This window comes from Mucilaginibacter kameinonensis (genome assembly GCF_003675385.1).
Taxonomy (GTDB): Bacteria; Bacteroidota; Bacteroidia; order Sphingobacteriales; family Sphingobacteriaceae; genus Mucilaginibacter; species Mucilaginibacter kameinonensis.
On record NZ_RCWZ01000009.1, the window covers coordinates 35,044 to 59,900 of the forward strand.

The 24,857-nt window shown below is 38.0% G+C and carries 35 protein-coding genes; 3 read left to right on the plus strand and 32 right to left on the minus strand.

Features of this window, described 5'->3' with window-relative positions; genetic code table 11:
* Positions 1–678, plus strand: a complete 678-nt coding sequence (locus EAH55_RS30310; RefSeq protein WP_121812996.1) for an SOS response-associated peptidase — start codon at positions 1–3, stop codon at positions 676–678.
* Here EAH55_RS30310 and EAH55_RS30315 read toward each other — a convergent pair.
* Positions 662–1,951, minus strand: coding sequence for a Y-family DNA polymerase (locus EAH55_RS30315; RefSeq protein ID WP_121812997.1), 1,290 nt, complete (start codon positions 1,949–1,951; stop codon positions 662–664). The genes EAH55_RS30310 and EAH55_RS30315 overlap by 17 nt on opposite strands.
* Positions 1,857–2,384, minus strand: a complete 528-nt coding sequence (locus EAH55_RS30320) for a LexA family protein (protein WP_121812998.1) — start codon at positions 2,382–2,384, stop codon at positions 1,857–1,859. Before EAH55_RS30320 ends, EAH55_RS30315 begins: the two co-directional genes overlap by 95 nt.
* Positions 2,385–2,475: 91 nt before the next feature.
* Between EAH55_RS30320 and EAH55_RS30325 the strand changes: the two genes are divergently transcribed.
* Positions 2,476–2,706, plus strand: coding sequence for a hypothetical protein (locus EAH55_RS30325; protein WP_121812999.1), 231 nt, complete (start codon positions 2,476–2,478; stop codon positions 2,704–2,706).
* 232 nt (positions 2,707–2,938) lie between these two features.
* Here EAH55_RS30325 and EAH55_RS30335 read toward each other — a convergent pair whose 3' ends face one another.
* The 28 genes from EAH55_RS30335 to EAH55_RS30470 form a co-directional block, all read right to left on the minus strand.
* Complete coding sequence (locus tag EAH55_RS30335; protein ID WP_121813001.1) at positions 2,939–3,244, minus strand: hypothetical protein; 306 nt, start codon at positions 3,242–3,244, stop codon at positions 2,939–2,941.
* 15 nt (positions 3,245–3,259) lie between these two features.
* On the minus strand, positions 3,260–3,787 hold the full coding sequence (locus tag EAH55_RS30340) for a hypothetical protein (RefSeq protein WP_121813002.1): 528 nt from the start codon (positions 3,785–3,787) through the stop codon (positions 3,260–3,262).
* An 11-nt stretch (positions 3,788–3,798) separates the two neighbouring features.
* The gene (locus tag EAH55_RS30345) at positions 3,799–4,161 is read right to left on the minus strand and encodes a hypothetical protein (protein WP_121813003.1); all 363 of its coding nucleotides are present in this window, start codon (positions 4,159–4,161) and stop codon (positions 3,799–3,801) included.
* Between the two features lie 143 nt (positions 4,162–4,304).
* Positions 4,305–4,775, minus strand: coding sequence for a dTMP kinase (gene tmk, locus EAH55_RS30350; RefSeq protein WP_244228408.1), 471 nt, complete (start codon positions 4,773–4,775; stop codon positions 4,305–4,307).
* Between the two features lie 16 nt (positions 4,776–4,791).
* Positions 4,792–5,262 carry a hypothetical protein gene (locus EAH55_RS30355; protein ID WP_162997113.1) on the minus strand — a complete coding sequence of 157 codons (471 nt, stop codon included), beginning with the start codon at positions 5,260–5,262 and terminating at the stop codon, positions 4,792–4,794.
* A gap of 15 nt (positions 5,263–5,277) precedes the next feature.
* Positions 5,278–5,982 (minus strand): hypothetical protein, encoded by a 705-nt coding sequence (locus EAH55_RS30360; RefSeq protein ID WP_121813005.1) that lies wholly within the window; start codon positions 5,980–5,982, stop codon positions 5,278–5,280.
* A 349-nt stretch (positions 5,983–6,331) separates the two neighbouring features.
* Positions 6,332–7,129 carry a Fic family protein gene (locus EAH55_RS30365; RefSeq protein WP_121813006.1) on the minus strand — a complete coding sequence of 266 codons (798 nt, stop codon included), beginning with the start codon at positions 7,127–7,129 and terminating at the stop codon, positions 6,332–6,334.
* A gap of 14 nt (positions 7,130–7,143) precedes the next feature.
* Complete coding sequence (locus EAH55_RS30370) at positions 7,144–7,380, minus strand: hypothetical protein (RefSeq protein WP_162997114.1); 237 nt, start codon at positions 7,378–7,380, stop codon at positions 7,144–7,146.
* 232 nt (positions 7,381–7,612) lie between these two features.
* Positions 7,613–7,891 carry a hypothetical protein gene (locus EAH55_RS30375; protein WP_121813008.1) on the minus strand — a complete coding sequence of 93 codons (279 nt, stop codon included), beginning with the start codon at positions 7,889–7,891 and terminating at the stop codon, positions 7,613–7,615.
* Positions 7,888–8,097: a hypothetical protein gene (locus EAH55_RS30380; RefSeq protein WP_121813009.1), complete on the minus strand. Its 210-nt coding sequence runs from the start codon at positions 8,095–8,097 to the stop codon at positions 7,888–7,890. The genes EAH55_RS30375 and EAH55_RS30380 overlap by 4 nt, the downstream gene beginning before the upstream one ends.
* A gap of 342 nt (positions 8,098–8,439) precedes the next feature.
* A complete protein-coding gene (locus EAH55_RS30390) occupies positions 8,440–8,691 on the minus strand; it encodes a hypothetical protein (protein ID WP_121813011.1) in 252 nt (83 codons plus the stop codon).
* Between the two features lie 1,072 nt (positions 8,692–9,763).
* The gene (locus tag EAH55_RS30395; protein WP_121813012.1) at positions 9,764–10,810 is read right to left on the minus strand and encodes a replication initiation protein; all 1,047 of its coding nucleotides are present in this window, start codon (positions 10,808–10,810) and stop codon (positions 9,764–9,766) included.
* A 196-nt stretch (positions 10,811–11,006) separates the two neighbouring features.
* Positions 11,007–11,366 (minus strand): DUF6876 family protein, encoded by a 360-nt coding sequence (locus EAH55_RS30400; protein ID WP_121813013.1) that lies wholly within the window; start codon positions 11,364–11,366, stop codon positions 11,007–11,009.
* Between the two features lie 350 nt (positions 11,367–11,716).
* The gene (locus EAH55_RS30405) at positions 11,717–12,052 is read right to left on the minus strand and encodes a hypothetical protein (RefSeq protein WP_121813014.1); all 336 of its coding nucleotides are present in this window, start codon (positions 12,050–12,052) and stop codon (positions 11,717–11,719) included.
* Between the two features lie 73 nt (positions 12,053–12,125).
* A complete protein-coding gene (locus tag EAH55_RS30410; RefSeq protein ID WP_121813015.1) occupies positions 12,126–12,443 on the minus strand; it encodes a hypothetical protein in 318 nt (105 codons plus the stop codon).
* A 150-nt stretch (positions 12,444–12,593) separates the two neighbouring features.
* Positions 12,594–13,106, minus strand: coding sequence for a hypothetical protein (locus tag EAH55_RS30415; RefSeq protein ID WP_121813016.1), 513 nt, complete (start codon positions 13,104–13,106; stop codon positions 12,594–12,596).
* A gap of 132 nt (positions 13,107–13,238) precedes the next feature.
* Positions 13,239–13,658: a helix-turn-helix transcriptional regulator gene (locus EAH55_RS30420; protein ID WP_121813017.1), complete on the minus strand. Its 420-nt coding sequence runs from the start codon at positions 13,656–13,658 to the stop codon at positions 13,239–13,241.
* 62 nt (positions 13,659–13,720) lie between these two features.
* Complete coding sequence (locus tag EAH55_RS30425) at positions 13,721–14,236, minus strand: hypothetical protein (RefSeq protein ID WP_208644989.1); 516 nt, start codon at positions 14,234–14,236, stop codon at positions 13,721–13,723.
* Between the two features lie 130 nt (positions 14,237–14,366).
* Entirely contained in the window at positions 14,367–14,834 is a 468-nt protein-coding gene (locus EAH55_RS30430) for a hypothetical protein (protein ID WP_121813018.1), read from the minus strand.
* 101 nt (positions 14,835–14,935) lie between these two features.
* A complete protein-coding gene (locus EAH55_RS30435; RefSeq protein WP_162997115.1) occupies positions 14,936–15,436 on the minus strand; it encodes a hypothetical protein in 501 nt (166 codons plus the stop codon).
* A 13-nt stretch (positions 15,437–15,449) separates the two neighbouring features.
* The gene (locus tag EAH55_RS30440; RefSeq protein ID WP_121813020.1) at positions 15,450–15,989 is read right to left on the minus strand and encodes a PH domain-containing protein; all 540 of its coding nucleotides are present in this window, start codon (positions 15,987–15,989) and stop codon (positions 15,450–15,452) included.
* Positions 15,925–17,406 carry a hypothetical protein gene (locus EAH55_RS30445; protein WP_121813021.1) on the minus strand — a complete coding sequence of 494 codons (1,482 nt, stop codon included), beginning with the start codon at positions 17,404–17,406 and terminating at the stop codon, positions 15,925–15,927. Before EAH55_RS30445 ends, EAH55_RS30440 begins: the two co-directional genes overlap by 65 nt.
* A 155-nt stretch (positions 17,407–17,561) precedes the next feature.
* A complete protein-coding gene (locus EAH55_RS30450) occupies positions 17,562–18,263 on the minus strand; it encodes a topoisomerase C-terminal repeat-containing protein (protein ID WP_162997116.1) in 702 nt (233 codons plus the stop codon).
* Between the two features lie 156 nt (positions 18,264–18,419).
* Positions 18,420–19,124: a hypothetical protein gene (locus EAH55_RS30455; RefSeq protein ID WP_162997117.1), complete on the minus strand. Its 705-nt coding sequence runs from the start codon at positions 19,122–19,124 to the stop codon at positions 18,420–18,422.
* Entirely contained in the window at positions 19,081–20,025 is a 945-nt protein-coding gene (locus EAH55_RS30460) for a DUF4099 domain-containing protein (protein WP_121813024.1), read from the minus strand. The genes EAH55_RS30455 and EAH55_RS30460 overlap by 44 nt, the downstream gene beginning before the upstream one ends.
* An 11-nt stretch (positions 20,026–20,036) precedes the next feature.
* Positions 20,037–21,272: an ArdC family protein gene (locus EAH55_RS30465; RefSeq protein ID WP_121813025.1), complete on the minus strand. Its 1,236-nt coding sequence runs from the start codon at positions 21,270–21,272 to the stop codon at positions 20,037–20,039.
* Positions 21,262–21,435, minus strand: a complete 174-nt coding sequence (locus EAH55_RS31115) for a hypothetical protein (RefSeq protein ID WP_162997118.1) — start codon at positions 21,433–21,435, stop codon at positions 21,262–21,264. The genes EAH55_RS30465 and EAH55_RS31115 overlap by 11 nt, the downstream gene beginning before the upstream one ends.
* Positions 21,425–22,081 (minus strand): M23 family metallopeptidase, encoded by a 657-nt coding sequence (locus EAH55_RS30470; protein WP_121813026.1) that lies wholly within the window; start codon positions 22,079–22,081, stop codon positions 21,425–21,427. The genes EAH55_RS31115 and EAH55_RS30470 overlap by 11 nt, the downstream gene beginning before the upstream one ends.
* 22 nt (positions 22,082–22,103) lie before the next feature.
* Here EAH55_RS30470 and EAH55_RS30475 point away from each other — a divergent pair, with 22 nt between their 5' ends.
* Positions 22,104–22,283 (plus strand): hypothetical protein, encoded by a 180-nt coding sequence (locus EAH55_RS30475; RefSeq protein WP_121813027.1) that lies wholly within the window; start codon positions 22,104–22,106, stop codon positions 22,281–22,283.
* 42 nt (positions 22,284–22,325) lie between these two features.
* Here EAH55_RS30475 and EAH55_RS30480 read toward each other — a convergent pair whose 3' ends face one another.
* Positions 22,326–24,302 carry a type IV secretion system DNA-binding domain-containing protein gene (locus EAH55_RS30480; protein WP_121813028.1) on the minus strand — a complete coding sequence of 659 codons (1,977 nt, stop codon included), beginning with the start codon at positions 24,300–24,302 and terminating at the stop codon, positions 22,326–22,328.
* Positions 24,303–24,372: 70 nt separating this feature from the next.
* Positions 24,373–24,720: a hypothetical protein gene (locus tag EAH55_RS30485; RefSeq protein WP_121813029.1), complete on the minus strand. Its 348-nt coding sequence runs from the start codon at positions 24,718–24,720 to the stop codon at positions 24,373–24,375.
* Positions 24,721–24,857: the final 137 nt, after the last annotated feature.

The window sequence follows — 24,857 nt, forward strand, 5'->3', positions numbered from 1 at the left end:
ATGTGTTCCCGTATAACATTCGAAGTTACTGAGGAAGAATTAACTTCTGCTTATGTGGCGGAAATTGGCGAAGATTGTATCGCAAAGCCTGTAAAAAAAGATATTCGCATAACGGATGAAGCCTGGGTGATTACGGCAGACGAGCCAGAGCGGTTACAACAAATGCATTTTGGTTTGGTTCCCTGGGATGCTCCTACCTGCATGATGACAAGATCGACCTTTAATGCAAAAAAGGAAAATTTACTTAAAAGCCCTTTATGGTCTAAGTTGATGAATAGTCACAAGCGGTGTATCATTATAACCAGTGGCTTTACTGAACCTCAACATATAGACGCAGATCGCACAAAGCATTGGATGTTCAAATTAAAAGAACGGACAGTATTTTCAATGGCTGGCTTGTGGTCTGAATGGCGCGACCCCCAAACTGGTTCTGCTTACCGTTCTTTTGCTATAATTACAAATGTGGCAAATGAGCAAGTGGCCGAGGTTCACACCAAAAACCGTATGCCGGTTGCACTAACTAAAGAACAGGAAAAATTATGGCTGAGCAAAAGCCTGCCAAATATTAAAGATTATCTCGACGTGCTTACTACGATTCCTGATGATGAAATGAACCGTGATCAAACTTATAAACCAGGTGCTAATGATGATGATAGCCAACTCAATCTTTTTGAATAAAAAATGGGTGAACGCCAATTTCCAATAATTCAGTGATCCGGGTGGTGTAACGTTTAGATAAATATTCCTGCCTCATCTTCCATTTTTGCTCATAACCCATAGCTGCAAATCGTACAAAATCTTTTCCAAAACGATTATTGAGCTTATCTGCTAAACGGCTTACATCTGCTAACTTTTTCCGCTTTTCAGGATCGTCCAAAAGATACAGCTGCCCGCTGCTTGCCGGTGAAAACCGGGTCATATATACCCCAACTTTTTGATAAGGATAACCAGGCTGGTAAAGCCTTTTTAAGCATTCAGTAGCGTATCGTAATAGTTCCTGAGTGATGTTAGTCGGTATGGCTATGTCTATTACTGTCGAAATAGCTTTTATTTTGTGGGTAACCTCAAACTGGCTGGTCATCAGGAATACTTGTATCTGTCCGCAAAGTGACCCCTGTTCGCGTAATTTTGGAGCGGAATTTTGGACAAAAGAGCATAGCGCATCTTCGATAACCCGATAATCATCTGTCTTTTGCCCGAAGCTTCTTCCGGTATTGATACCCTTTTTATCAGCACGGACATATTCCATTTTTAGGCATGGAGTGCCACGTAATTCATACCAGGTACGTAAGCCGGTTATTGTAAACCGTTTTTCTATATAAGCGTAATCATTGATTACAGCGAAATCCCAAGCTGTACTTATACCTATCTTAGTTAATTTAGCTGCATTACGAGGGCCTATGCCCCAAACATCTTCGATGGGTAGTTTCTTTAAAGCGAGCATCCTGCTCAACTCATCATTAATCATAAAAACGCCTTCAACAAAATGCTTTTTGGCTACTCGGTTGGCTGCCTTAGCTAAGGTGCGTGTCGGCCCAATGCCTATGCAAACAGGAACGCCGGTATATTGAAAAATCTTTTGTTTGAGTTTAATTGCCATCGCAAATAAATCATGGTTCTTAAATAACTTAAGATCACAAAAACTTTCATCAATGCTGTAAATTTCAATCTCCGGCCACAACTCACCAACAATAGCCGTGATACGGTACATCATATCCTGATAGAGTGCGTAATTCGAGGAACGCCACCAAAGCTTACCTGTATCAACCAACTCCTTAAGCTCAAAGAAAGGAGTACCCATTTTGATACCCATGTCTTTTGATTCTTGACTCCTGGCTATAGCACACCCATCATTATTACTTAGGACTACTCCCGGTTTGCCTCGTAGCTGCGGTTGAAACACTCTTTCGCAACTCACATAAAAATTGTTGCAGTCGATTAGCGCGTACATTAGCTTGTCTCCTTTGGTTTAAAAGTGTATGAGGTACCACACCTTCAATGTTAAATTCGGTGTATTGCTCTATTTTTACCGGTTCATATTGAGGGTTGTCGGGAACTAAGTATTTCAGGCCGTTATATTCGAGATAACAAGCAATAATATGATCCCCATTCAGAACACCAATTACAATATCTCCGCTAATTGGTGTTAAGCTTCGGTCAACTACAAGCAAATCGCCGTCATTTATGCCAGAACCTATCATGCAATTTCCTGTAACCTTTATATAAAAAGCAGCTTCGGGATGGCGGGTTACAAATTCATCCAAGCTAATTCTTTCTTCTTCGTAATCGGTGGCCGGGCTTTCAAATGCAGCATGAATTACCCACCCCGCCAACGGAATTTTAAGATTTCCTCGATAATTTACATTTGCTGCTTGCACTGCCATTTTCTACATCAATCTATGAAGCACAAAAATATGCTAAAAATATTAGCAACATCAAGAGAGTTGTAAAGTTTTATTTTGTTTATTTTGGCGTATGGAAGAAAACGAATATCCGGCCTTTGGTTTTGGTATCGATTATGGGGACGAACTCGTTTATTGTGAGGTTATAATGGGGCACACCTCGTATAATATTCATTTTAACAACAAATGGATGGCCTCTATAGAATACACAGAAGATTTTACCTGGCTGCAAGCTTCCGGTACGATTTTACCGCAAAAACTTGTTGATGAAATTGGTTTACAAATTGAACATCACTACAAATAATTCATTCGCACGATATTAATTCTTGAAGGCTATACTGGCTGATCTTATTGTTAGCCTTTTGCTGAAAAGTACGAAAAGTTTTATAGCCAAAAAGAGGTTTTGCATTAAAAATAAAAAGGTAGTCGCCAGTAATTTTCGATTTACTAACGAGTGCTAAATCCTCACCATTATGTAGCTCGATAATTTCGCTACTGTCTAACCGGCCCTTAATCATCTTTATATCCATTTTATCTTATTTTGCCATTAAGTCTTTGTAATCAAAAAGATCAGTATTAAAAATCCGATCTATATTTTGCATAATAATATTTTCATCACCAAACATTATAGCAGCTTCATAACCTGCTATTGCTATTAGGACAGGGACTTTCTCTGCCAATGATTGGCTTACTTTTAACTGGGTGAGCGGACTATCCAACTTAAAATTTTCATCGTTAAAAAAACTGGCAAGCCAAGTATAAGCTTCTGTTTCATTCCGGCAAATAATAGGATTAATTAATACCCTGGGCTTACCGGTTTGAATAAATCCTATTAAGATCATCTTTAAGTTTTTGGGCTAATAAGCATTAATGGTAGCTATAATTTCAGATTTAACTTCACGCCATTCAGGATAAATAGCTGTTGCCGGGTTCACTGGCGATATGCCCTTTGTGCTCCATATCTTAAATTCCTTGCTGAATAACTCGTAGAATTTTTTTACATCTAACCAATGTTCTGAAATATCGTGAGTGATACCATTCTCAATTAACCATTTCTCTTCGCAAACCGCTTTGTTCATTGGGGTGTACAGCAACTCTTCGTCATAGGTGATGGCAAAATCCAGACCGTAAACTTCTGTAACCTGCGGCTTTTCACCGTCCCAACCGTCATCGGTTATGGTAGTTATTCTGATAAACAAACTGCCTTCGTCCGGCGTTGGATGGTACGCGGCTTCGACTTTGGTAATGTCCCGGTAATTAACCATCAGGAAGCCCATGCAAAGGCGATCAATAATCTGTACTATTTCATCATCAGTTAACGTATCTAACGTTCTTATATCCGGGTCTTCATCAAAAAATTTCTTTCTAACTTTAAACTCTGCCATAATTTAAAAATTTAGTTGTTTACTTTATCCTGATACTCTCTATATAAATCCTCGCCCATTTGTTGTATCACAAAGTCCTCTAAGCCTACATCATTCTTTTCATTAACATAACGGGTGAAGGATAAAACCTTCTTACAGTATTCAAAACCCTTTCGCTCCATATCTTTACGTATGTTATCCGGCAAACCTTCTAACCATTCGTTAAAGTCAAGCTCTGTCGGCAAGTACCCTTCGGCATTATTGTGATATCTGTAAACCGCATTACCATAATTAAACATTAGTTCATGATATCGCTTCTGCTCCTGGGGACACGACATTAAGAGGGCGGCTTGTTGCTGATTGCAAGATTCTAATGGGTGTTTCACTTTAATCATTTGGATAATATTTTGTCCCATATTTCGTGGGCTATTTCTTTCGGTTCCTGATCTCCATTTACAATAAAAACGCTTTCCTGATTTTTTAACAAATCAATAACCTCCAGGTACTTTGTTCTTACTTTTTGCAGGTTATCAAGTATTTAATACAACTCTGTAGTTTCCCTGCCTTTGGCTATACGTGCTACGCTAATTTCAGCACTTATATCTATGTAAACATTTAAATCAGGTCGCAACAATTCCGCACTTAACGAATTTGCCTGAATTACCCAGTCTAAATCCATGTGGGGACTTTGATACGCGTAGGATGACAAATAGTATCTATCGGTAATTACTGTGTGGCCTTCTTCAAGCATTTTTAAAATGCCATTCTTTTTATTTAATAAGTGATCGAGCCGGTCAGCTACAAATAAACCGGCTATGGTTCGGTGGTCTGCTTCCATCCTACCACTAAAAATATCTCTTATGATTTTCCCTATTGGGCTATCCGTAGGTTCGCATGTGGTATAAACTTTTAATCCGGCCCCTTCAAGTTTTTTTTTCAATAACTTAACCTGTGTACTTTTACCGCTGCCGTCTATGCCTTCCAGGGCAATAAAAAGATTCTTCTTCATCCTATCTTATTGAACTCTAAATTAAAACCACATCAAAATACAAGGTGCTATTACCGATGGAAAAACGCCTCCCTACTATCAAAAGCCGTTTATATGATTTATTCCATATAAAGCTTTCAGTAAATAACCGGTACATGATCTGCTCATTTTCTTCAATATATTCTTCTGTAAAAAATGACCTATCCCAACTATCGCTATTTAAACTTATGGTATCACCAATATTGATATTTAACGCATATTCAGGGTCTGCTATATAAAGCGGGTAATCATCAAAAAAAGGATCAAAATCAGGTAGTTGCTTGCCTTCATAAAGCTTGCTGCATTCCCTTTCGTACCGATCTATTATTTCCTCAAGAAATTTAACCTTTTGTGATATGCTCATTTCTTCTTCAGGATAAGCACTTTTTAACTCACGTTGCACAATGTCATTATTCCAAAAGAAGGTAATATGTTTCATTAGAAACACCGCTGTTTTTATCTCTCTCATAATTCAGAATTAAAGTTAAAATTTTACTGGGCTATTTAATGCGTTTTCTCTATAGCTCTGTAACTCTGCATGGGTGATACCTTGCGTATTGGCAAGCGCATGAAATTCTTTAATCGTTCTTTCAGGCGTTGTCCAGTGGAAGGGATAGGCATAAGTTTCGCCGGTAAGCTTTACTCTCAAAACAATAGGCTTGCGGCACTTATGCGCGTAGGTAAGCGAAGCAATGCGTTCACAAATCTTGTTATACTCTATCGTGTCTACTTCTGTAGTTTGATACAGCACTTCCAGCTTTTCTAATTGCAACGTTCTAAAATCATATTTCGTTTTTTTCTTACCGGCCTTACACATTGAACGCTTAATTAGCACATCCCCTGGCAACATTTCCGAATTATAATCAGGGTATATTTTATTGATCTCTTCCATCGCAAACAGCCCCCATTTCTTATACAACCTGCGGACAGTGTTTTTCCGTTTTGTATTTTCTATTTGATTAACCCGTTTCAAGGCGCGTTCTAAGGTTAATGTAAACGCTTGGTTTTTTTCTTTGGCTCGGATTGCCGCACGTAAAATAACGCGCACCAACGGCGCTAATTCATGGTCTAAAACACTAAATAAGTCTGCCCATGAATACCTTTTAAGGTTAGCCGTAAATTCATCTATTAAATCCTGTGGCGTTAAATAGGGTAGCTTTATTGGTTGACCTTCTATTAAATGTACCATTGATAAATCATTTATATAAAGATACAAAGATATCTTTATATTTTTATATCAAATTCAATTTTTTCTTATTGATAGATAGTAATAGTGTAACGGTTGAAGTAACTGGCTTTACAACTCATAAAAAGATTGGTCTTACATGGCCGTGATATGATGGAAGGCACTGCGGTTGAAGGGCCTACCTTGAAAATGGCTGTTGCGGACTTTTATAGGCGTTGATATACTGACCGGGTTCTGTGGTGATAGATAAATTTTCGATAACGTTTCACCCGAGAGCAGTGAAAGAAAGAAAAATTTTTTTGTTGTTCAAGTTATATCTTGGCGTATTGATATAAAGATATCTTGATATCATCTAAAACATTAAAGTGAAGCCTCTCCCCAGTTTAGGCTTGTCTATTTCTTCAAACCGGGTAATTTCCGATTGCAATAACTTAGCATATTCTTGGCTCATAAATTGTCTGAAAAACTTAATATCGTTTTTTTCGAGTGATTCATTTAAAGCGGTGATATAATCCGGTTTTGATTCGTTATGTACAATAGCGAGTGGTAAATTATAAAATGACTGTACATAATTCATAAGCAGCCGGGATGTTCTACCGTTACCATCGTACCAAGGGTGTATATTTACAAGGTTATAATGGGCATCAAATGATAGGTTTATTTGCTCACTTTGTTTTAAAGGCTTCTTCATCAAATCCCTCATTTTTGTAACCATATCAGTGAGCAATGGAACTACTTTACTGTAGTTAGGAAAGTATGTTTTACCCGCTTGTACGTTGCCAAGGCGCAATTCTCCTTTTGATGCATCTACGGTACCCAATGCAGTATTATAAACCTGGCCAGTATTTCTAATTACCAAAGAATTGATCTCTTTTAATAACTCCAACGATACTGGTCTTTTTGCGCGCGCTTCTTTTAAAGTATATTGCAAGGCAGCGTAATGATCAGTGACCATCAAAGTATCATGTAACGCTTTGTTATTAGGTGTTAAGCCATCTTCAAGTAAAACCCTTGTTTCCAGTTCTGTTAAAGTAGAACCTTCAAGTTTAGTGGAGTGGTGAACAATTGAGATAAGATTAAATTTCTCATGGTCTACCACTTGGGCAATCCCCAGGGCGTTATATCTATCAATTAATTTTGCTAAGTCCATGAGATTCAAAATGGTTATTTCATTGTTTTTCGTTTCTTGACAATATCGTTCATACGCTTCATATCACGTTCTTCGTCTGTTTCTCTTTTCGGTTTACTGGCCGTAATTGTGTCTTTTTTTACCGTGTCCAGTTTTGGAGTATCAACAGCGGTTAAAGTATCAGACTTTTTAGTATCTCCGGTTTTCTGACCATTTGAGCAAGCACCTAAAAACATGACTATTGATAATAAAGCTATAAACGATGTTTTCATAAGGATAATTTTGGGTATATATTATTTCAAAGGTATCTATTAATATATCAAAGGGCAAAAAGTAACATTAAACTGGTCTAATGCTATCAAAATATTTATCCTGGAAGATCTACGGGAAAGCAAAATGCTATCAAATTTAAAGGCTGCAGCTGCCGGCATTCTTTAATAATGCTATCAATTCAACGGTAAGCCGGGCCTGATCAGTGGATGCTCAATTAAAAAATTGCTATCATTATCTTGGTTCAGCTTGCAGTATAAATGACAGTGAATTTAATTCAGTTTGGTTATTTACTTCTCGCGTAGTAATTTCATAAGCCGGGTTGCTAATATGCAAATCTTCGATATCGGTTAAGATATCTTCTACATCATCATCATGTACTGCGCAAAGCAAATAATGGTTAAAACTGGGCAACCTTGCACACTCATAATCATTCTTCGCAATCTTTATCATCGCTTCTAAGTCATCCCCTTTTATAATGTCGGTGTTAATTACCAGTACATTTAATTTCATCTTTTTAGGTCTTTGACTGTCGTTACAAATTCAGATATATCTATTAGAAAATCCCCATTCTTAATAACATAGGCTTGCAAAATATTAAAGTGGATATCCGGGCTTAATTCTTTTTTGAGGGTTTCTAAGGCTTTGTATACGTTTTCTCCATCCATTTCTAACCTGCCGAAATGTTCAACTTGAAAGACATACTTTTCTGTTTCCATAATAGCTGCAATTTGTAGGTATCTATATATAATGATATCTAAATATCATGTAAATGACGCTTGATATCATCACATTCCTTTGAGTTTTCAAACCTCGTTTTCGGCATAACTGCCATAAGAAAGAAGGTAACTACGCACGTGAGCGTAAACAGTATCATATCAAACAAATTATAATTCTGTCTTAATCGCGCAAGCAATAGGAGTGAGATAAAAGCATTCCAGGCAACCCATTTCCAACGGTCGAAATAATATTTTCTCTTAGCTTTTTTATAAAGGGGATGTGATTCTAATTGATTCCTCATAATTAGATATTTGATATATAGATATCTTTAAATACAGATATCATTTATTGGTTAATTTGGTTAATTGTGCTATCCCGCTTAACAAGTCCAAACTGCCGCGTCTATAATCGCTTACCTGAGCCTGTAGATTTGCTCTGTCGCGTTTAAGGTCGGCATTTTCTTTTTCAAGCTGCATACATCTTTGAGCAGCATACAACAAGGCTTTAGTATTTACAGTGATACTATATTTTTTTTTAATTTCTTCGATCAATTCATCCTCGGTTTCTGTTGATCTAACGGTTAAAACTCCCATTGTCTTAATTTTTATGATTAATGAATAATCAAAGATATAAAAATATCTTGATATATTGATATCTTTATATAAATATTATGTGCTTTTTTGCTTTTCTGGTATAGACTTTGTACCTTTATATAAAGATACATTGATATAAATGTATCAAATGTTTTTTTACTTAAAGTACCTGTTATGACTGGGTTTGGAAAGTTTTTGGTTGCTACAATAGTTAGCTTCTTTTTAATGATTGGGGCATTGGGGTCTACGCATCCTGTGCCGTTAATAGGATTAGCTGTATTGGTATGGGTTATCTATGCTTTCTCGGCATCTTCTCGTGGTAAGAGAATGTATTAATCATTATATTGACAGGTAACCAGGTAACCGTTTGTATTCTCTTTTTGCTGATTGTTCTATTTGCGTTATAGAACTTATAACTGACAGATTCCGAACATAAATCCCTTTTAATTCATTACGACAAATACCGAACATTTTAGTTGATTATTATCATTAACGACAAAAACCGAACATTGATAATTTCGCACTATCTGCATTACGACAAAAACCGAACATTTTAACGCCGCGCCCTCTCATATCTTTTGTTTGATCTTGATTTCTTTCCAATTTGTGTTATCTTTCGGACAGAATGGCAGTTTTTTTATGTGAAAAAAGTTATATCACTAAAAATTCCTTATTTTGAATAAAAATTGTTTTAATTAATTGTTAATTGTAGACCGCCGAAACGTTATGAATAACAGGCCGTTACAGAGGTTTTGTACGACAGAAACCGAACTCTTCACCGACAATTTCCGAACTTGTATTAGACAAAAACCGAACATTACCCCAGACAGTTTCCGAACTGGGAAATAAGATGAACGACAAATACCGAACATTTTAGTTCAATTTAAGCGTCTTTGGGCATTGAAGCGACATATCTGATCACATTCAAATCATATTAAGGGCTTTTCCGAGGCGAAAGATGCTTTAAAATCTTTAAGCCCGGCCGGTGCAGAATGTATTAACGACAAAAACCGAACATGCAGCTTACAAGATTGAAGATTCCTTTATAAAACCTAAACGACAAAAACCGAACTTATTTACCAAATTCGGTTAAAAGACTTTTTATGAGATAAGCTTTAGGATTTCCAATTTCATTAACTGATATATGTTCGCTCACCTCCATGATCTTCTTAAGTATACCCTGTCGCTCAATTTCAGGGCTTTTAAGCACACTTTCAATAGATTTGATATCAGTATCAGTGAATTTATAATTATCGCGTAATATGCGGTCTATATAGGCCGTCTTTTTACTATCTTCTTCTGCAAACTCCGGCGTGATAACTTTAAATGATAGATGGGTTACAGTTTTACCGTCCCGAACCTCAAAATCCTTGCCTTTACAATTAAACCAGCAATCAGCTTTTTCAAGTAATTCTTCATAAGCAGGAAGTAATACCCTTCTTTTGAAATCATAGTAATTGGGGTACTGGCCGGTCACTCCCAATTGTTCTTTAAGCACGTCCAATGAAATAATAAAACCACCTTTTTTCTTCCAGCTTGAAATGATTTTATATAATCGAGCGGTATACTTATTTCTTGAATTTTGCGCGATCTCATAAATGTAACGCGTATAGTTGATCGGTCTTTGGTTGGATGGGTCTTTGTCAATATCTATGAGTATTTCCGCAACCAACTTTTCCATTTCAATTATAACGTTTGATTGGTACTCCGCTTGCTCGGGTACGTCAAAGCTAAAAAGGCTGGTGATCTTTTTTCTCTTTTTTTCATTGGCATCCAGGTAGGGTATGGTCATTACAATTCCGGCCATCTGCTGCATAGCTTCTTTAACCTCTCCGTACTGTCTTGGCTTTGCGATCTCCCTTAATGGAATTGTAATGCGTACTTTTTCGCTCTTAGTAAATAAATCAAGCTGATAAAGATTAACATTCTTCATGGACTGGTTAATCGGCTCTTGAAGATAAAACATAATAGCCGTAAATATTTTCTCTTGGATAAGAGTATAGTTGTATACAGCGTTTGTAATCCGATTAGGCTGAATTATATAATTCTTTACCTCTGGAAGCATTATTATGCGTTGTCGTTTTGCAGTCGCTTTTCCTACCTTATCAGATTTTGCCATTTTATTACGTTTATTATGGAATTAAAAATTTGATATCTTGATACAAAGATATCATTATATATTTAAACCACAATACCAAACTTGTTTGAAAACAATGTAAAGTAAAAATATGGTTTTATTTCAATTTGACGATATCCCTCGAAATAGGGTAGGGGTTTAAATAAAATCATAAAAAAAGCCCCGTAAGGGGCTATTATTAATGTTCATTGGGTAAATGTATAACTTCATTTTCTAACCAAAGGTGGACTTCATCAGCCTCAAAGTCTGAAATTGGAATATCAATTACTTTGATAACATTTTTATTCCCGTCCTCAACAGATAGCTTAAAGTATGAGCCTACAAGCCGTTTTAAAATCCACACTTGAAATTCTTCTGTATCTTTAATGTCTCGCGAATGTATACAGATCATATCAAGCAGCCAGTAGCATTCATATTTATCAGCAAGGTATTTAACACCCTCGGTGATCAGTATTCCAAAATTGAATCTGTACACGTTTTCCGAACCGCCCATAAATTGATTAAATTCAAAAGTGTTGTTTAACCTAAAATTTTCCATGATTTTAAATTTTACGTAAACCTGAATTAGTTTACATGCGGTTACTCGGCTCTAAGACTGAATAAGTGCAAAAAATTTCGGAAAGAAAATGCGGTGGGTTCCCCCAGGGATACCCATTTTGTTTTCAAATTTATTGGCGGGGGGATTCGGGCGCTGCCCACGTTTCGGGGTTATGGGCCGAACTTTGTATTTAAACTGATAATAGGACTAACTCCCAAGTGTTACCTTAAACATAACACCCTCTATATATAGTAAAATGCTATCAAATATGCTGGCGCCGGTTGAGCTGGCCATAAAATTATGCTATCAGAAATGAAAGCCCGGACTTTCTCCAGGCGCAAGTTTTGCTATCAATTTAATTTCCTATTGTTATCAAGCTCAAGAAAACAATCCGCATAGGCATCAGGGCGAGCAAAAATTGATATCATAGTATGTTCGCCCCTGTAAAGCAAATTATACCACTCACTGGTAATTGTGCGGTTTAAAATCACTTCCAAATTGTCTAAGCTACATCGCGGGAACGAACCTTGTTGTGTTTTTGCATGTTCCCAAATTTTATTTTCTATATCCTTAAGGGTGGTTATACCATAAATTTCAGGCTCGGCCATTAGCGCCGAGCAGTGTTTTTGTAAAGCCTCAATCAGTAAGTTTGCAGGCTTTTTGTAAGTGATTTCTATTACACGCATACTTGTCAACTTAGTTAAGTGATATCCAAAATTAAGCATAAAAGCAGTACCTTATAACTAATTCCCTGATCGATTAGAAAAGGGAATATTGGGTTTCGGTATCAATTTCGATATAACCCTCTTTAATAAAATGTGTGATGGCATCTTCTGCGAAAACCGGAAAGGATGTGTAACCAATTAAGGTTTCAGGGTGAAAATAGTGCGATTTGCCATTTTTCTTACCGGTAACCTGGTTAATGTGGCTAATCTGCAAATGCGATATACAAGGCAAGCCGTTATCCTTAAGCACATTGTAAGGTTTAAATCTGAAATGAACGGTTACGGTAGTACTGCCGATGGTTTTAGTGTAGTGGTTTTCAGTTAAAAAATCTTGATGAATGTTCGTTTCCATAACAATAAGCTTTATTTTTTATTGCAGTGGTAAAGAAACTGGAAGCGTATCTGTCAAGGGCGGTGAGGTACGAACCGTTCATGTACCCTTGATGGATATAAAGCAACAGTTACACCTTCGCATATTAAAAATAAAGCTAAACGGGAAGGATTAATGATGATTATTAATTTTGGAAATTCTGCAATCTATAAAAGCAACAGAATAATATCTGACCGGTTTTTGTTGAAGCATTTTCTTAATTACATGCTCCTTATCAATTTGTTTGATAGTGGTATCAATGGTTTTGTTTGACCTTGCAATATTCGCGGATGAATGATCTTTAGCTAAAAATCTACTCTTTAAGAAATCAGAAACCTTACGAATACACTCTGGGGGTAGTCTGAAATTTTGACTGGGGCCAATGTTGTTTCTTGATACATAAACGGGTATATATTTAACATGAACCTTTGTAAAATCATCCAATGCCTCAACCACCTTATACGGTTTATCTTTGTTTGAGTACCAAAGCAGTAGTTCATTTAGGGACTTAAAAGCGAACATCTCCCATCCAAAAAAGCCAGGGATTAAAGATGCTTTTGAACTTATCACACGTTCGTCTGACTCTTGTTTAGATACTATAGATGAATAAATTTTTTTTTGCTCTTTTCGGCTTAATATATCCATAGTAAAACTAAGTAAACATGGGGTTATGCTATCAAAAACTGAAACTAAGTAGATCTGCAGGCGAGATTTATGCTATCAAAATAAAGCTGAGATCTCGTTGCCGGCAGCTGATTATGCTATCATTCTAATTCCTTATTTAGAGCTATTTTTAAGCAATTCCACCTTCTCGCGTTCGCTGGCAAGCAGCTGTTCATAAAGCTTCTTATTTTCATCAACAAGCTGCATTAATTTATCAAGCGGATTAAAAGTACAGTGGTAAAGGCCGCTGTAATTGCTGGATGAACCTTCGTAGTTATTTTGGATGTTATAAATAGCTTTTTCTTCATCAAAATTCTTGATTGCTTCTTCCGGAACCTTTAGAGCTTTAGCCACGCGCGTGAGTAAATCGGGTTCTATCGTTTCTTTGGCTTCCAAAAGTGAAACCCTCCTTTGGCTCCAATCATCACCAAGTTCAAAAGCGAGCGCATCTTGCTTCAAACCAAACATTTCTCTAAAACGTTTGACGTTACGGCCATGATGAATGTTTTTAGGATTATCGGTTGTTGTGCTCATAGGTGATTGTGCGATTCAAATCAAAATTAACAAAATAATAAATATACCCTGAAGGTATAATATCAATCAGTAAAGTTTGCGAAAGGCCGCTGTCCAAACCTCGAAACAAAATGTCTTATCAATTCAGCCTCATACTCTCTTGGCTCTTGGCTTGGTAAAGATTTCCAACAAACAATTAAATCGGACGAATTTTGTATTTGCCAAATTAATCTGCCTCCCCAGTGGCCAACTGGCTTTCCGTGCCCAAATTTTAAATATTGCCTTAATCGTGTCCTTAATGTTGATTTTCGCCCTTCCCCGCCCGCTTTGCCAATGTAGATAACCTGGCTGCCTAACACCCAATTTCGCTTAAGTTCCTGTAAACTAACATTCGGGTTCTTGCCTTTGAAGTGTCCTCCACAACCAACCTCTAAAAAATTACATATTCCATTAATTGGCGTAAGGATGCAATAAACACCTTGTTCATCAGGTAGGGTTGAACTGCTTTGGAAAAGTTCGCTAATTGATTTAAATCCCTCAAAACCCATTTCTTTAAACTCTTTTAAGTCATTGAATGTCAAAACGGATATCTCAAACATATAAATAAATCAGAGTTATTAAATGCTATCACTTTTACGGACTGCGCCTGGTGCCGGGTTAGTAAAATGCTATCATCTATTGCGCCGATCAGCTCCTCCCCGGGAACGCTCCGGAATAAAAATGATTGCATTAACTACCTTGCTCATTCACCATGAAATACCCATCGTGAAATGACAAGGTACTTTTGGGAAGAACATAAAACCCAAATTTGTTTTTTACTGCACCTTGGGTTCGGGCTGCATTTATATTGCGGTCTTTAAAATTGTTAAAGTTTTGAACGGAAGCTCCGCGCTGCCTAAAGGTTACACTGGTTATTGCACCGTTTTTAAAAATGATTTCTATAAGGAATCCTTTATTAAACTTACGGTATGTCGAGTATTTAGACCGGGTTACACCATCGGCATTAAGGTGGTCATAATCCTTTAACTTATAGAATTTGTGGCATTTTATAAATGAACTATTTTGACCTAACAGTTCAAACCCGGTTTTTACAAACAGTATTCGTTTTCGTTTTTCGCGTTTAGATAAAATACTGTATAGGCAATAAATGCCTATGGCCAATACGATTAGAAAAAAGCTTGACTGGGTAATAACCATTGATTATGAAACGGTAAGCAAAGACCAAATATAAAAAATAAAAGGGCGACGACCTCGGCCATCGCCTCTATTATACTCTAAATCTACAGCAAAAGAAAATATCAATATGCCGATATATCCAAGTTTTCTGATACTGGCTGTGTAACCTGGCCTGCTGGTAATGCTACATAAGCATACGTAGCAATAAGCTTATCGTCTGCGTAGACTTTAATGCTTGCGGATAGCGGAACCTGGGAAGTATCATCAGTATTCCTTGTTTGAGTTGCAGACAAGGTAAAACCTAACCGGTTAACAGCATCCTTGCTTTGAACTGTAAAATTGGCACCAGTTAAATCACCTATATAATTATAAGCGTTGCCTTGTGAAACTACCTGCGTCCATTGGGTATTTGCAGGGGTGGTGATCACTGGCTCAACAAAATCACCTGAACCTTTTGTTAAAGAATTAACTGCAAATAAAAGTTGATAATTCTGGTAGCTGCCTCCAAAAGCAACTTCAACCCTTACTTTTTTTTCAGATGGTGTTTTTATATCGTTTTGCTTGTCTTTACTGCAAGCGGTAAATAGTAATGCCATCAGGCATAGGGATAATAGATTTTTCATAAGTGTAATTGGATTAATTAATTTCGATTATTTTACTCTTTGCTCTCGCGCGTTGCACCAACTCCCTGATCGTATCATTTAGGTTTGACTGAGGGATGCCAGTTAAGGCAATTACGAGGTCTTGTTTATCTGTGGTATAAAGGGTAAGTGTCATTATTTTAAACAGCCTCATGATAAGGTCTTGCTTAATAATATAGTCTTTAACCCTGTATAATTCGAGCGTTACAAGCGTATAGCTGAAAATCCCAGTGCGAACTTTTAAGGTTTCTTCGGTAAGGATATAAAGCATTGAACGGTTATAAAAAAACCGATAAAAGGCGATAGCTAATACTACAATGGCAGGTAAACATAACATGTTTAACCAAAAAGCCCCTGCCAAAAAAGTAACTGCCAATAATAGCAGCCCAAAGACTGATAAAAAGCAGTAGGTAATGGTGGGGCTTAATTGTAAGTATCGTTCCTGGTTGGGTATGCCGATACTGTTCATGTTATCGGCCTCGTTGATAGCCTTTGTCTTCCTGATTCTGAACCTTAATGTCCTGTGGCTTTTCATACACAAGCTTCAAGTCTTTATCATAAAGGCTTAAGTTTTTAAACTGCGGACTTGCGGCGACAAATGCTTTTTCCTCGGTGCCGTTCTTTTCGAGAGTTACCGATTGAAGGTTTCCCCGTTTTAAGGATGACATTAAACGTTCCCGTTGATCGGGGTCGTTTAGTTCCTTTATAGGATGTGCTGTTACTGCTTTATCAAGGTCAAACCCGTAATTTTTAAAGAAAGTTTTAAAAGGAAACTCGCCCTGATCGTTTTTCTTTTCAAAATCCAGCTTCATCCAAACTTCTTCTTTTCTTTTTGTTGGTGCGAGGTCTATCTCCTTGCCCTTTTCGTCAAATTTACCAATTGGCACGCCTTTTTCAGTAAGCGTTAAGCTGGCCGTATTCTTATCTTTTATAAGTTCCTTGACCATCTGCTTTGCACCGGCCATATCGCGAACATCATACGGAATATCGTCGTTCCCTTTATCGTTCTTCTGTATAAAAGCATGAATAAGCTGCAAGTTTTCACGCGCGGTTTTGACCGGCGTTTCCTTACCGTTTTTATCAAACGTCTTGATGGTTACGTTATCCTTGCCTTGGATGGCGTAATCACCGGCAGCGCCTGTCTTAACTAATTCTTGAATTTTGGCTTTTGCATCAGGCATATTCAAAACCTTAGCCACTTCCTGATTGGCGGCTAAGACAGTAAATCTATCAGCAACCTCGGCATTTTTTTGAATAGATCGACCGGAAAGAAGATTGTACGCTTCTTTAGCGGTAATATCATTGCCTTTGTTTAAAACAAACACGCGGCTGATAGGCTCCTGCGTAGTGCCGTTCGCGTTGCCTTTTTCAAGGGTCGCCTTATAGTCGTTCAAAAAATAGTTGTCGGTGGTTTTACTTTTACTAAACCTCAACTCATAATTTACCATGTCCTTAGCGGTGGCGGTTGCGAATGCAGCCGATGCGCCCAGGGTAAATTTATCCGAACCCCCTTTTAGCCGAACCTCTAATGCGTAATTAAGATTTTCCCCAAATCCCAGGTATTTAAGGCTTTTTTTGAGGTATTCAAAGTTTTGTTCGTTAAGTTGAGTTTCCTTCATATTCATTAATACGTCCTCAAAATTAACAAATCTCTTAGCTTCATCGGTGGGTTCATCCGTAAAATGTCTCATAATATACCCCTTATCATCGACAAAGTAGTATAACTCTTTCTGATCAACTACCAGAGCATCAAGTAATAAATCGTGCTTGTCTTTAACTGATAGCTGGTAACCATCTATCACATCAGGAATAGAGGTCAATTGCTCCGTGGTAAGTTTTGGTTTTTCCAGTGCTACCGCAAGGTCGGCATCTTGTTTAAATGGAGCCTCAAAAAGCTCTTTTTGTTCATTGGTAGGTGGTATCACCTGAACCGGATTTGGCTTAATTTCCATAGTACTATAAATTTTAATGGTTAAAAATCTTAAATGAATACTCGGTAATGAGCATCAGGGATAGTAGTGGTTATCCTTTTTGCGTGGGAAGGTATAGTGGGGGCAAAAAGATATGAACGGATAGCCCGCCCGTAGGGGATGCCCACCCCTTACTTTTAAGAACTTTTTACAATAACGAGCTTAAAATCTTTATCAAATTGGTAAAAGCCGGTATATTCTTCGTTCTTACTTGATTTAAATTTTGTTATTTCTGACCGCCCATTTTGGCACAAACCTAAAAACTCCACCGGCGTAATTTTTTTACCGAAAATCTCTCTCCAAACGGTAAAATCACACTTAATATGGTTCTTAAAATTTGAGCATCCATACGCCCAGTTATTAACCGAAACGCTACCAGTAAGGCATTTTGGGCACTTGCCTATTTCGTAATTAAACTTGACCTGGTACTCATTATCAAGAAACAGCTTTGCACCAAACAGCTTATTATTACTGCTTAAAAAATCATTCCTATACGCTGTCGAACTGCCATTTAAAAGCACCTCCGCATCATAATCAGACAAAACCACGCTTGCTACGTTCTTGTTAATATACAAGTCGCAATCTTTATTAAAAGCGCCCTCACAAATAAACGCTTTACTTAAAACATGCACCTTTTTACCACATATCGGGCAGGGGCTATCTAACATTTTGTTTTGAAAAGATGGCTTAACAACACCATTTTCAATAATCAACTTTGCAGAAAACCTTTTATTTCCTTTAGTAATCAAATCATCAAAAAAGACCGTTTCCTTGCTTACCACAAGCTGGCTAATTAGTTCAGGGGTCATTTCCTTACCGAAATAAGATTTGAAAATCATAAAGCTGCATTTATCTTCAAGATTCTTAAAGTGATTACACATATAACCCTTTTCGCCCTCGATCAAATCACCTTGATTGCAAACCGGGCATTTAACGGCATTATTCATAAAATGATTTATTTATATTTTGATATATTGATATAAAGACGTATTCGGCTAAAAGCCGTTTTTATGGGCTAAGTAGCTCATAAAAGACGAGTATTTTCGATCACTCGGCTTATGCGTTTTTATGTTACTGCGTTTTCCAAACTGTCGGTGGAATGCAAAATATGAGAATTGATCACGCAAAATACCGACGGTTTTTTTTGCCGGTTCATTTTCGGTTACGGCAGTAACCGTAATAACGTCATTCGATAAAAGAAACGAACAGTCTTTGTTGGTAAGCCAAAGCGAAGCTTTGCAATCATAAATTTTACCAATTAGATCGTTACTGAAAACCGTGTGAAACTTGCAGTTCTTATATTGCTGCTTAATGAGGTCGATTTGATGCTTTGAGGGCGTTACGCCCAGGGCGATAAATAAACAGCGGGAAAATCCATTAAATTTAGATGCGTTTAAGTGAGCAAAGGCAATAGCTTCCATTGCGGAGAAAGATAAAAAGATCGAAGTGGGTTTATTTGCATCCCCGGCCAACCAAAGTCCTTTTGTGCAAGCAAGCTTTACCGTTTTAAAGCCCAACACTTCGTTATCCTTCAACTGGTCATTATAAATATAATTAAAAATCAATCTGCCCGCATGATCTACATTGAAGGAGTTTATAAATAGGCGCTGGATGGAAATTCCAACGCCTAAACGGGATAGGATCGGTACCGAAGTCCTATCGGCCTCGGCCTCTTGAATTTTCAGGGCTGTTTTCATCATCACCTACAGTCTTATTTTTCCCGTGATCGGGGTCGTTCACACTGTATTCATTTTCAATATCGTCTGCATCTTTTACCCGAAGGCTGTTTAATTCGGCGGGAGCCATTGCAGATGCGTTGCTAAATTCATGCTTGACAACATTTAGTTCGTTAGCAATGGACTTATCATTTGGAAACTTCTTCTGTTTCCGCTCTAACTGTTTTTCCACCTCTTTCAAGGCGGTTAGATAACCTTTAGAATAAGATTTTTCTTCGGCTGATTCCTTACCTAATAAACGGCTGATTCCCGTAAATAGTAGATAGCTTAAGCCTCCATCAATCAAAAGTGAAAGTACCAAAGCTGACCGGTTTGATCGTAAACCATTTTTATCAGAGGTTCTATACTGTACTTCCGTTCCATCGGATAGGGTAATAACCTCGCCCTCTCTAAGTTTGCGCTTCTTTTCCGGCGATAGTGTTTCATTATTAATTGATTCCGGTATTTTCAGTTTACGGGGGTCGTAACTTAAAAACTGGTTTGTTAGGTTATCAAACTCAATTATCTCTGTAGTCGGATTGCCGCCTTTATCAATCACTTCTTTTTTAATATTAGCTACCTGGCCGCTTACAAGCTGCTCATGTTCCTGATCGGTTAGCAGTGGATGCTTTTGAACGTCTTTGTAAACCGGGTCAATTCTTAGCTTGCTTTCGCCGTTTTCGTCTACAACTGATAGACGAGCCTCCATAGCTTCAATTTCAAAGCCGTCATTACCTTTAACGTTCTTAAGCTCTACGAGATCAGTCATGTTCCCGCGCTTTAAAGCGTTAATATTTTCCCACTCCATTGTAATCGCGCCCCCCTTGTATAAACCTACATTTTCAAGGTCTTTTAAAGGCAATTGGTTGTTTAATTGTTCTTTCATTTTAAGTGTGTTTAGATTTTCCTTTTAAAACTATTGTCGGCCTGGCTGATCTTCGCATCGGCGGTGGAAATGCTATAATCGGGTTCAACTACTTTATCGTTGTGCTTATCAAGCACGGAAATCGAATTTCTATTGTTTCTTTTGGCATCAACCAACGAGTTAAAAAGCCCATCTGTAGTAGTAAGCTGCACCTTATGCTTATTGGTTAAATCCTGAATAAGAAAGTTTTTCTTTTCGGCTTCCAAAACTTCGTATGATGTACCATTATATTTAATGATATCGCCTTTTTGTAAAGTGTTGGGATTGTAATCAAGGGCCCTTGTCGTTTCCTGCTTCTCTTCGAGTTTTCGCTCAAAATCCATCACATAATCAAATATCCTTTGGGCATCGGCAGCTGCTGCATGAATTTCATACGGCGTGTCCGTTAATACCTTAATCCAGCTATCAACATAGGCAATGTGTTGTTGTGGGTCGTGGCCTATTTTAAGTTCATTGCCCAGTATCATTGAAGCGATTTCTGCCCTCAATTCCTCACGCGCATAATCAGGGCTTCCATGCCTATTTACTAAATCCCTGTCAAGCCTTGAGTGGTGGCCTGTCCAATGTCCCAATTCATGCAACAGAGTGGAATAGTACCGGTCTGCGGATTCAAACTGCGGTCGATTCGGCATGTTGATTTTGTCAAACAGGGGACTATAAAAAGCGCGATCACCGGCCACATGCTCAATTTTGGCTCCCGATGCTTTAATTATATTTTCAGCCCGCGACACTTTTTCCCATAATTCGATATCAGCAACGTCACGAACCGGCAAGGCGGGAATACCCTTAATTTGCTCGGCATTAAATACCCAGGCTTTTGTGATAATAGGATTTGCTAATTCAACCTTTATTTTAATTGGCTTGCCCTCCGCATCGGTAACCGGGCGCTTATGCTCGTCCAATTTTGTTCTTAAATCGTGGGTTTTAACGAAGTTTATCATAAACCCTTTTGCGCCTTTCTGTACTTGCCAACCCTCGCTTTCAGCCTGTTTAAATGTCGCCCAACGTGGGTCTTGATAAGGACTGAATAAGTGCAGGTATAAAGCGTTTAAACCCTTATAGGGGTTCCCCGTAACCGCATTGTAGGGCATACTATAATCTGTCCCCGCGCTATTCCAAGGCTTTTGCCAGGGTGCGGTACCCAGTTTCAGTTGCTCAATAATTTTTTCAGCAACCAGTTCGTACATCTTTTTTGTTTCAGTTGCCATTTGGAACCTCCATTTCTTCGTCCAAATCTTCATCAGGCAGTATATCGGCAACGTCTACGCCGTATAATTCAGCCTCGCCTTTGGTGAGTTCTACGCTGGCTCCATCGGCTACAAGCTGCAACTTCTTTTGCAGCGAAAGTTCTGTCTTGATTTTAGTTGACATTATCACTTGCTTTAGTTAAAAAATTGGTTAATTCTTCCTTACGGTTAACTGTCATAATCTCCCGTAAGAAGGGTAGGGGGTTTATGCTTTGGCCGCGGTACTTGACGATAAAATGAAGATGCTCACCCGTAACGCGGCCAGTGCGTCCGCTAATTCCTATAATGGTTCCGGCCTTTACTAAATCACCGGCTTTTACAAAGCGAACGGATAAGTGACCGTAAGTCGTTTCATACAGTCCATGATTAATGACTACGTAATTTCCAATGATGTTATCATAGGAAGAAATAACTACGATGCCATGAAGGACAGAAAAAATATTGGCCTCTCTCGCGGACAGATCAATACCATTATGAAACTTTATATTACCAAGAATGGGGTGGATGCGGTACCCAAACCCCGAAGTAAGCTTAATGTCATTCAAAGGCAAAGAGGCTAAGGCAAGCGGTTCCTTATCCGGTAAATAGTTAGAACTATATGCTGTGTCACGAATAATCGTTTCCTTAACGACCGTATCTTTAATTACTGGCTTTTTCTTGACTTCAACGGTATTAACCTGTTCATTCCTTATAACAGAATTAAATTCCTGGGCATAGCCATTGACGGCAAAAAGAAAAAGCATGGTTAGGCAAATATTTAGTTGCTTCATACTTATACTATCAAAATGGTGAATGATCAACCGGTCGGCCAAGGAAAAATACTATCATAATTTCCAGGCCTGGTTCTCTGCAGAGAACCAAAATGCTATCATTAACGATACTCCGGAAGATCTGCTAAAAAAGATAATGCTATCAAAAGCAGCTGTGAAGCTGCGTGCCGGCGAAATGAATTGCTATCATTATGAACGGTGACCGGGCCTGATCTGCGGGCGCTCCGGTATTGGAATGATAGCATTAGTGGGAATAATACTCAATTATGTTGTCTACTTCTTTGCGGATTTTCAAAAAATTGGCGTTTAAGATTTTGGACTTATTGCCTTTGAAATCATAGAAGTCCGGCAACTCCCGGTAACCCTTTTCTTCCCGCTGAATGTCGGCATAATTTAAGTTCACCTTGCAGTGTATATTAGACGTGGTGTACTTACCGGTATAGTCATTACTAACGTCTGCTGCAAGTAATCCAACTAATTCCCCGGTACCCAACTGGGCAATTTTACCGGCAGGAATAAGAGGGTCGTATTTTTCATTCAGTGATACAGATGTTTTTGAACGGTCGATGCTTAAGCCTTCGCCAATTTGTTTTTTCTTACCAAACAATCGCTCCAACCAATCTAAAGTTTCTTTATTACGCACTGAACCTGAAAGAACATTGCCAATTACAGCGGTAATCGTTGTTGCTGTGTCTTTACCTTGTAACTGTTTCAACTGGGGCAACTCCTGCAAGCCTAATAAAACCGCCACTTTATTGCTTCTCGCGGTTGATATTAGATTTTCTATCTTATGGATAAAGAGGGTAGGGGCTTCATCCGCAATGATGGCAGTAGGTAAATTCCCCTTTGTATTGATTAACCTGGTCAACCGATTTACAACAACCGCGTAGCAGGTAGAATTAATATTTTGCGTGGCCGGGCTGTTTGCCAAAATCAATATTGATGGATTTTTAGGGTCACTAATCTTCAAGTTAAAATCATCCCCTGAAAATACCCACGCTGTTTCCTCGGTATTTAATCGCGAAATAAAAATCTTCAAAGTTCCGATTTGCCCCTCTAATTGATCATAAGCCTTTTTTTCAAGTGCCGACCGAAAAGGAGACAATAAGCTTTCCAGTACAGGGAACCGGGTTAAGCATTGAAAAATTTCCTCATAGGTTCTATTAAGAAACGCCAATAGATGGGCAAATGTTGAATACTTGCCCTGCTCGTGCCTTGATACAAAGTAAATACATGATGCTAAAAAGTTAACTGCGGATTGCGTAAAGAACTTATCACTTCCACCGCTGCTATCGCTCTTTTGCAAGCTTTCTACAATGGCCTCCGCTGTTTCGGATGCATCGGCCAGCGTTTCAATATAATCTGCCCTTAACGGGTTAATTCGTTTGCTTTTTTCAACTCTATCTAAATTAATAACATTAAATTGGTAGTCCTTAATCTTATCGTTTTGCTTGGCTAATAGATAATGATAATAGGCGATCTGGCCCAGGTCGGGGAATTTAAAGTCGTAAAGGCACATGGTATATCCCTTAGCTATCATTTGACGAATAAAGGGGTTTACCACTCCAAACGATTTACCTGAGCCTGGGGTGCCTATAAGGATGGTGCCTCTAAACGGGTTCACTACATTAATAAAGCCATTATGAACTTTCTTTTTATAATAAAACTGCATGGGTATGTTCACCGAATAAGGTGTAACATCAGCTTTAATCGACTGCATAAAACTTTCACCCTCAACGTTCCATTCATCCTTACCAAAACCACTATGAATGATCTTAGAAATGTTATCCATTGAAGTATGAATAAGTACGGCCCCCACTAAGGAGCTTACTATAAAACCAACGTTATACCATGATGTATAAGGAAAAATATCCTGGCCGTGTCTGTTAAGAAACCAAATACTCCCAAAAAAGAGCAGTAATCCGACCGTAAGGGGATAAACAATGTGTTTCTTCGGGTCTAAATCAAGCCTTTTTTTGCTTAATGTGCCAATAGATACCAAGCAGATAATACATAAAATGGCAAACTTGCTGTAGAAAATATTTCTGTAAATAATTAAGTGTGACAGTTTTTCAAATAATTGGGCAAAGCCCTTGCCTAACTTTCCTGAAATAAAAATCCGGTCTGCATAAACAAAGATGATTATCTCAAAGAAAATTAACAGGTATACTACAAATTGCAGCATACCATGCAGCTTCTGTAATTCCTTTTTTTCTTCCATTTTGAATAATTGGGTTAAAAAAAAAGATGGCAATTTCTTACCATCTTTACTTAGCCGTACCTCTTGTGTGTTATATTTTATGTGCGAATACAGAAAAATATACGCCCTTGCTGATCTCGAAAAGCATCAGTGACCAGATAAAGGTTATAATGATTACAACAAAAGCTAACAATCTGTTTTTGTTAGATAACTGGTTTAATCGGCTTTTTTTAGATACGAAAGCATTATATAAGACGGAAAGAAGCGTTCCTTCTACCATCAATAAACCCAGGGCAATTGTAGCGATTATGACATATGTATTAAATCGGTGCAAGTATGGTTCAGCAATCAGTGAAAGGACAACAAGGGCAATGCCCCCTACTACATAGCCAAAGTGTGGCAGTCTGATAATTGCGGGTTGCTTTGATACTGTTTGCATGATGCTTATTAATTTAATGGTATTCTTATCCCGGCTTCAAGGCCAATTCGCCATTTGTCGCGGTGGTCGCCCCAAAATAAAACCTGATTTCTGTTTGTTAATAAAAGGTCAAAGCCTTTGCCAATACTCTGCGCGTA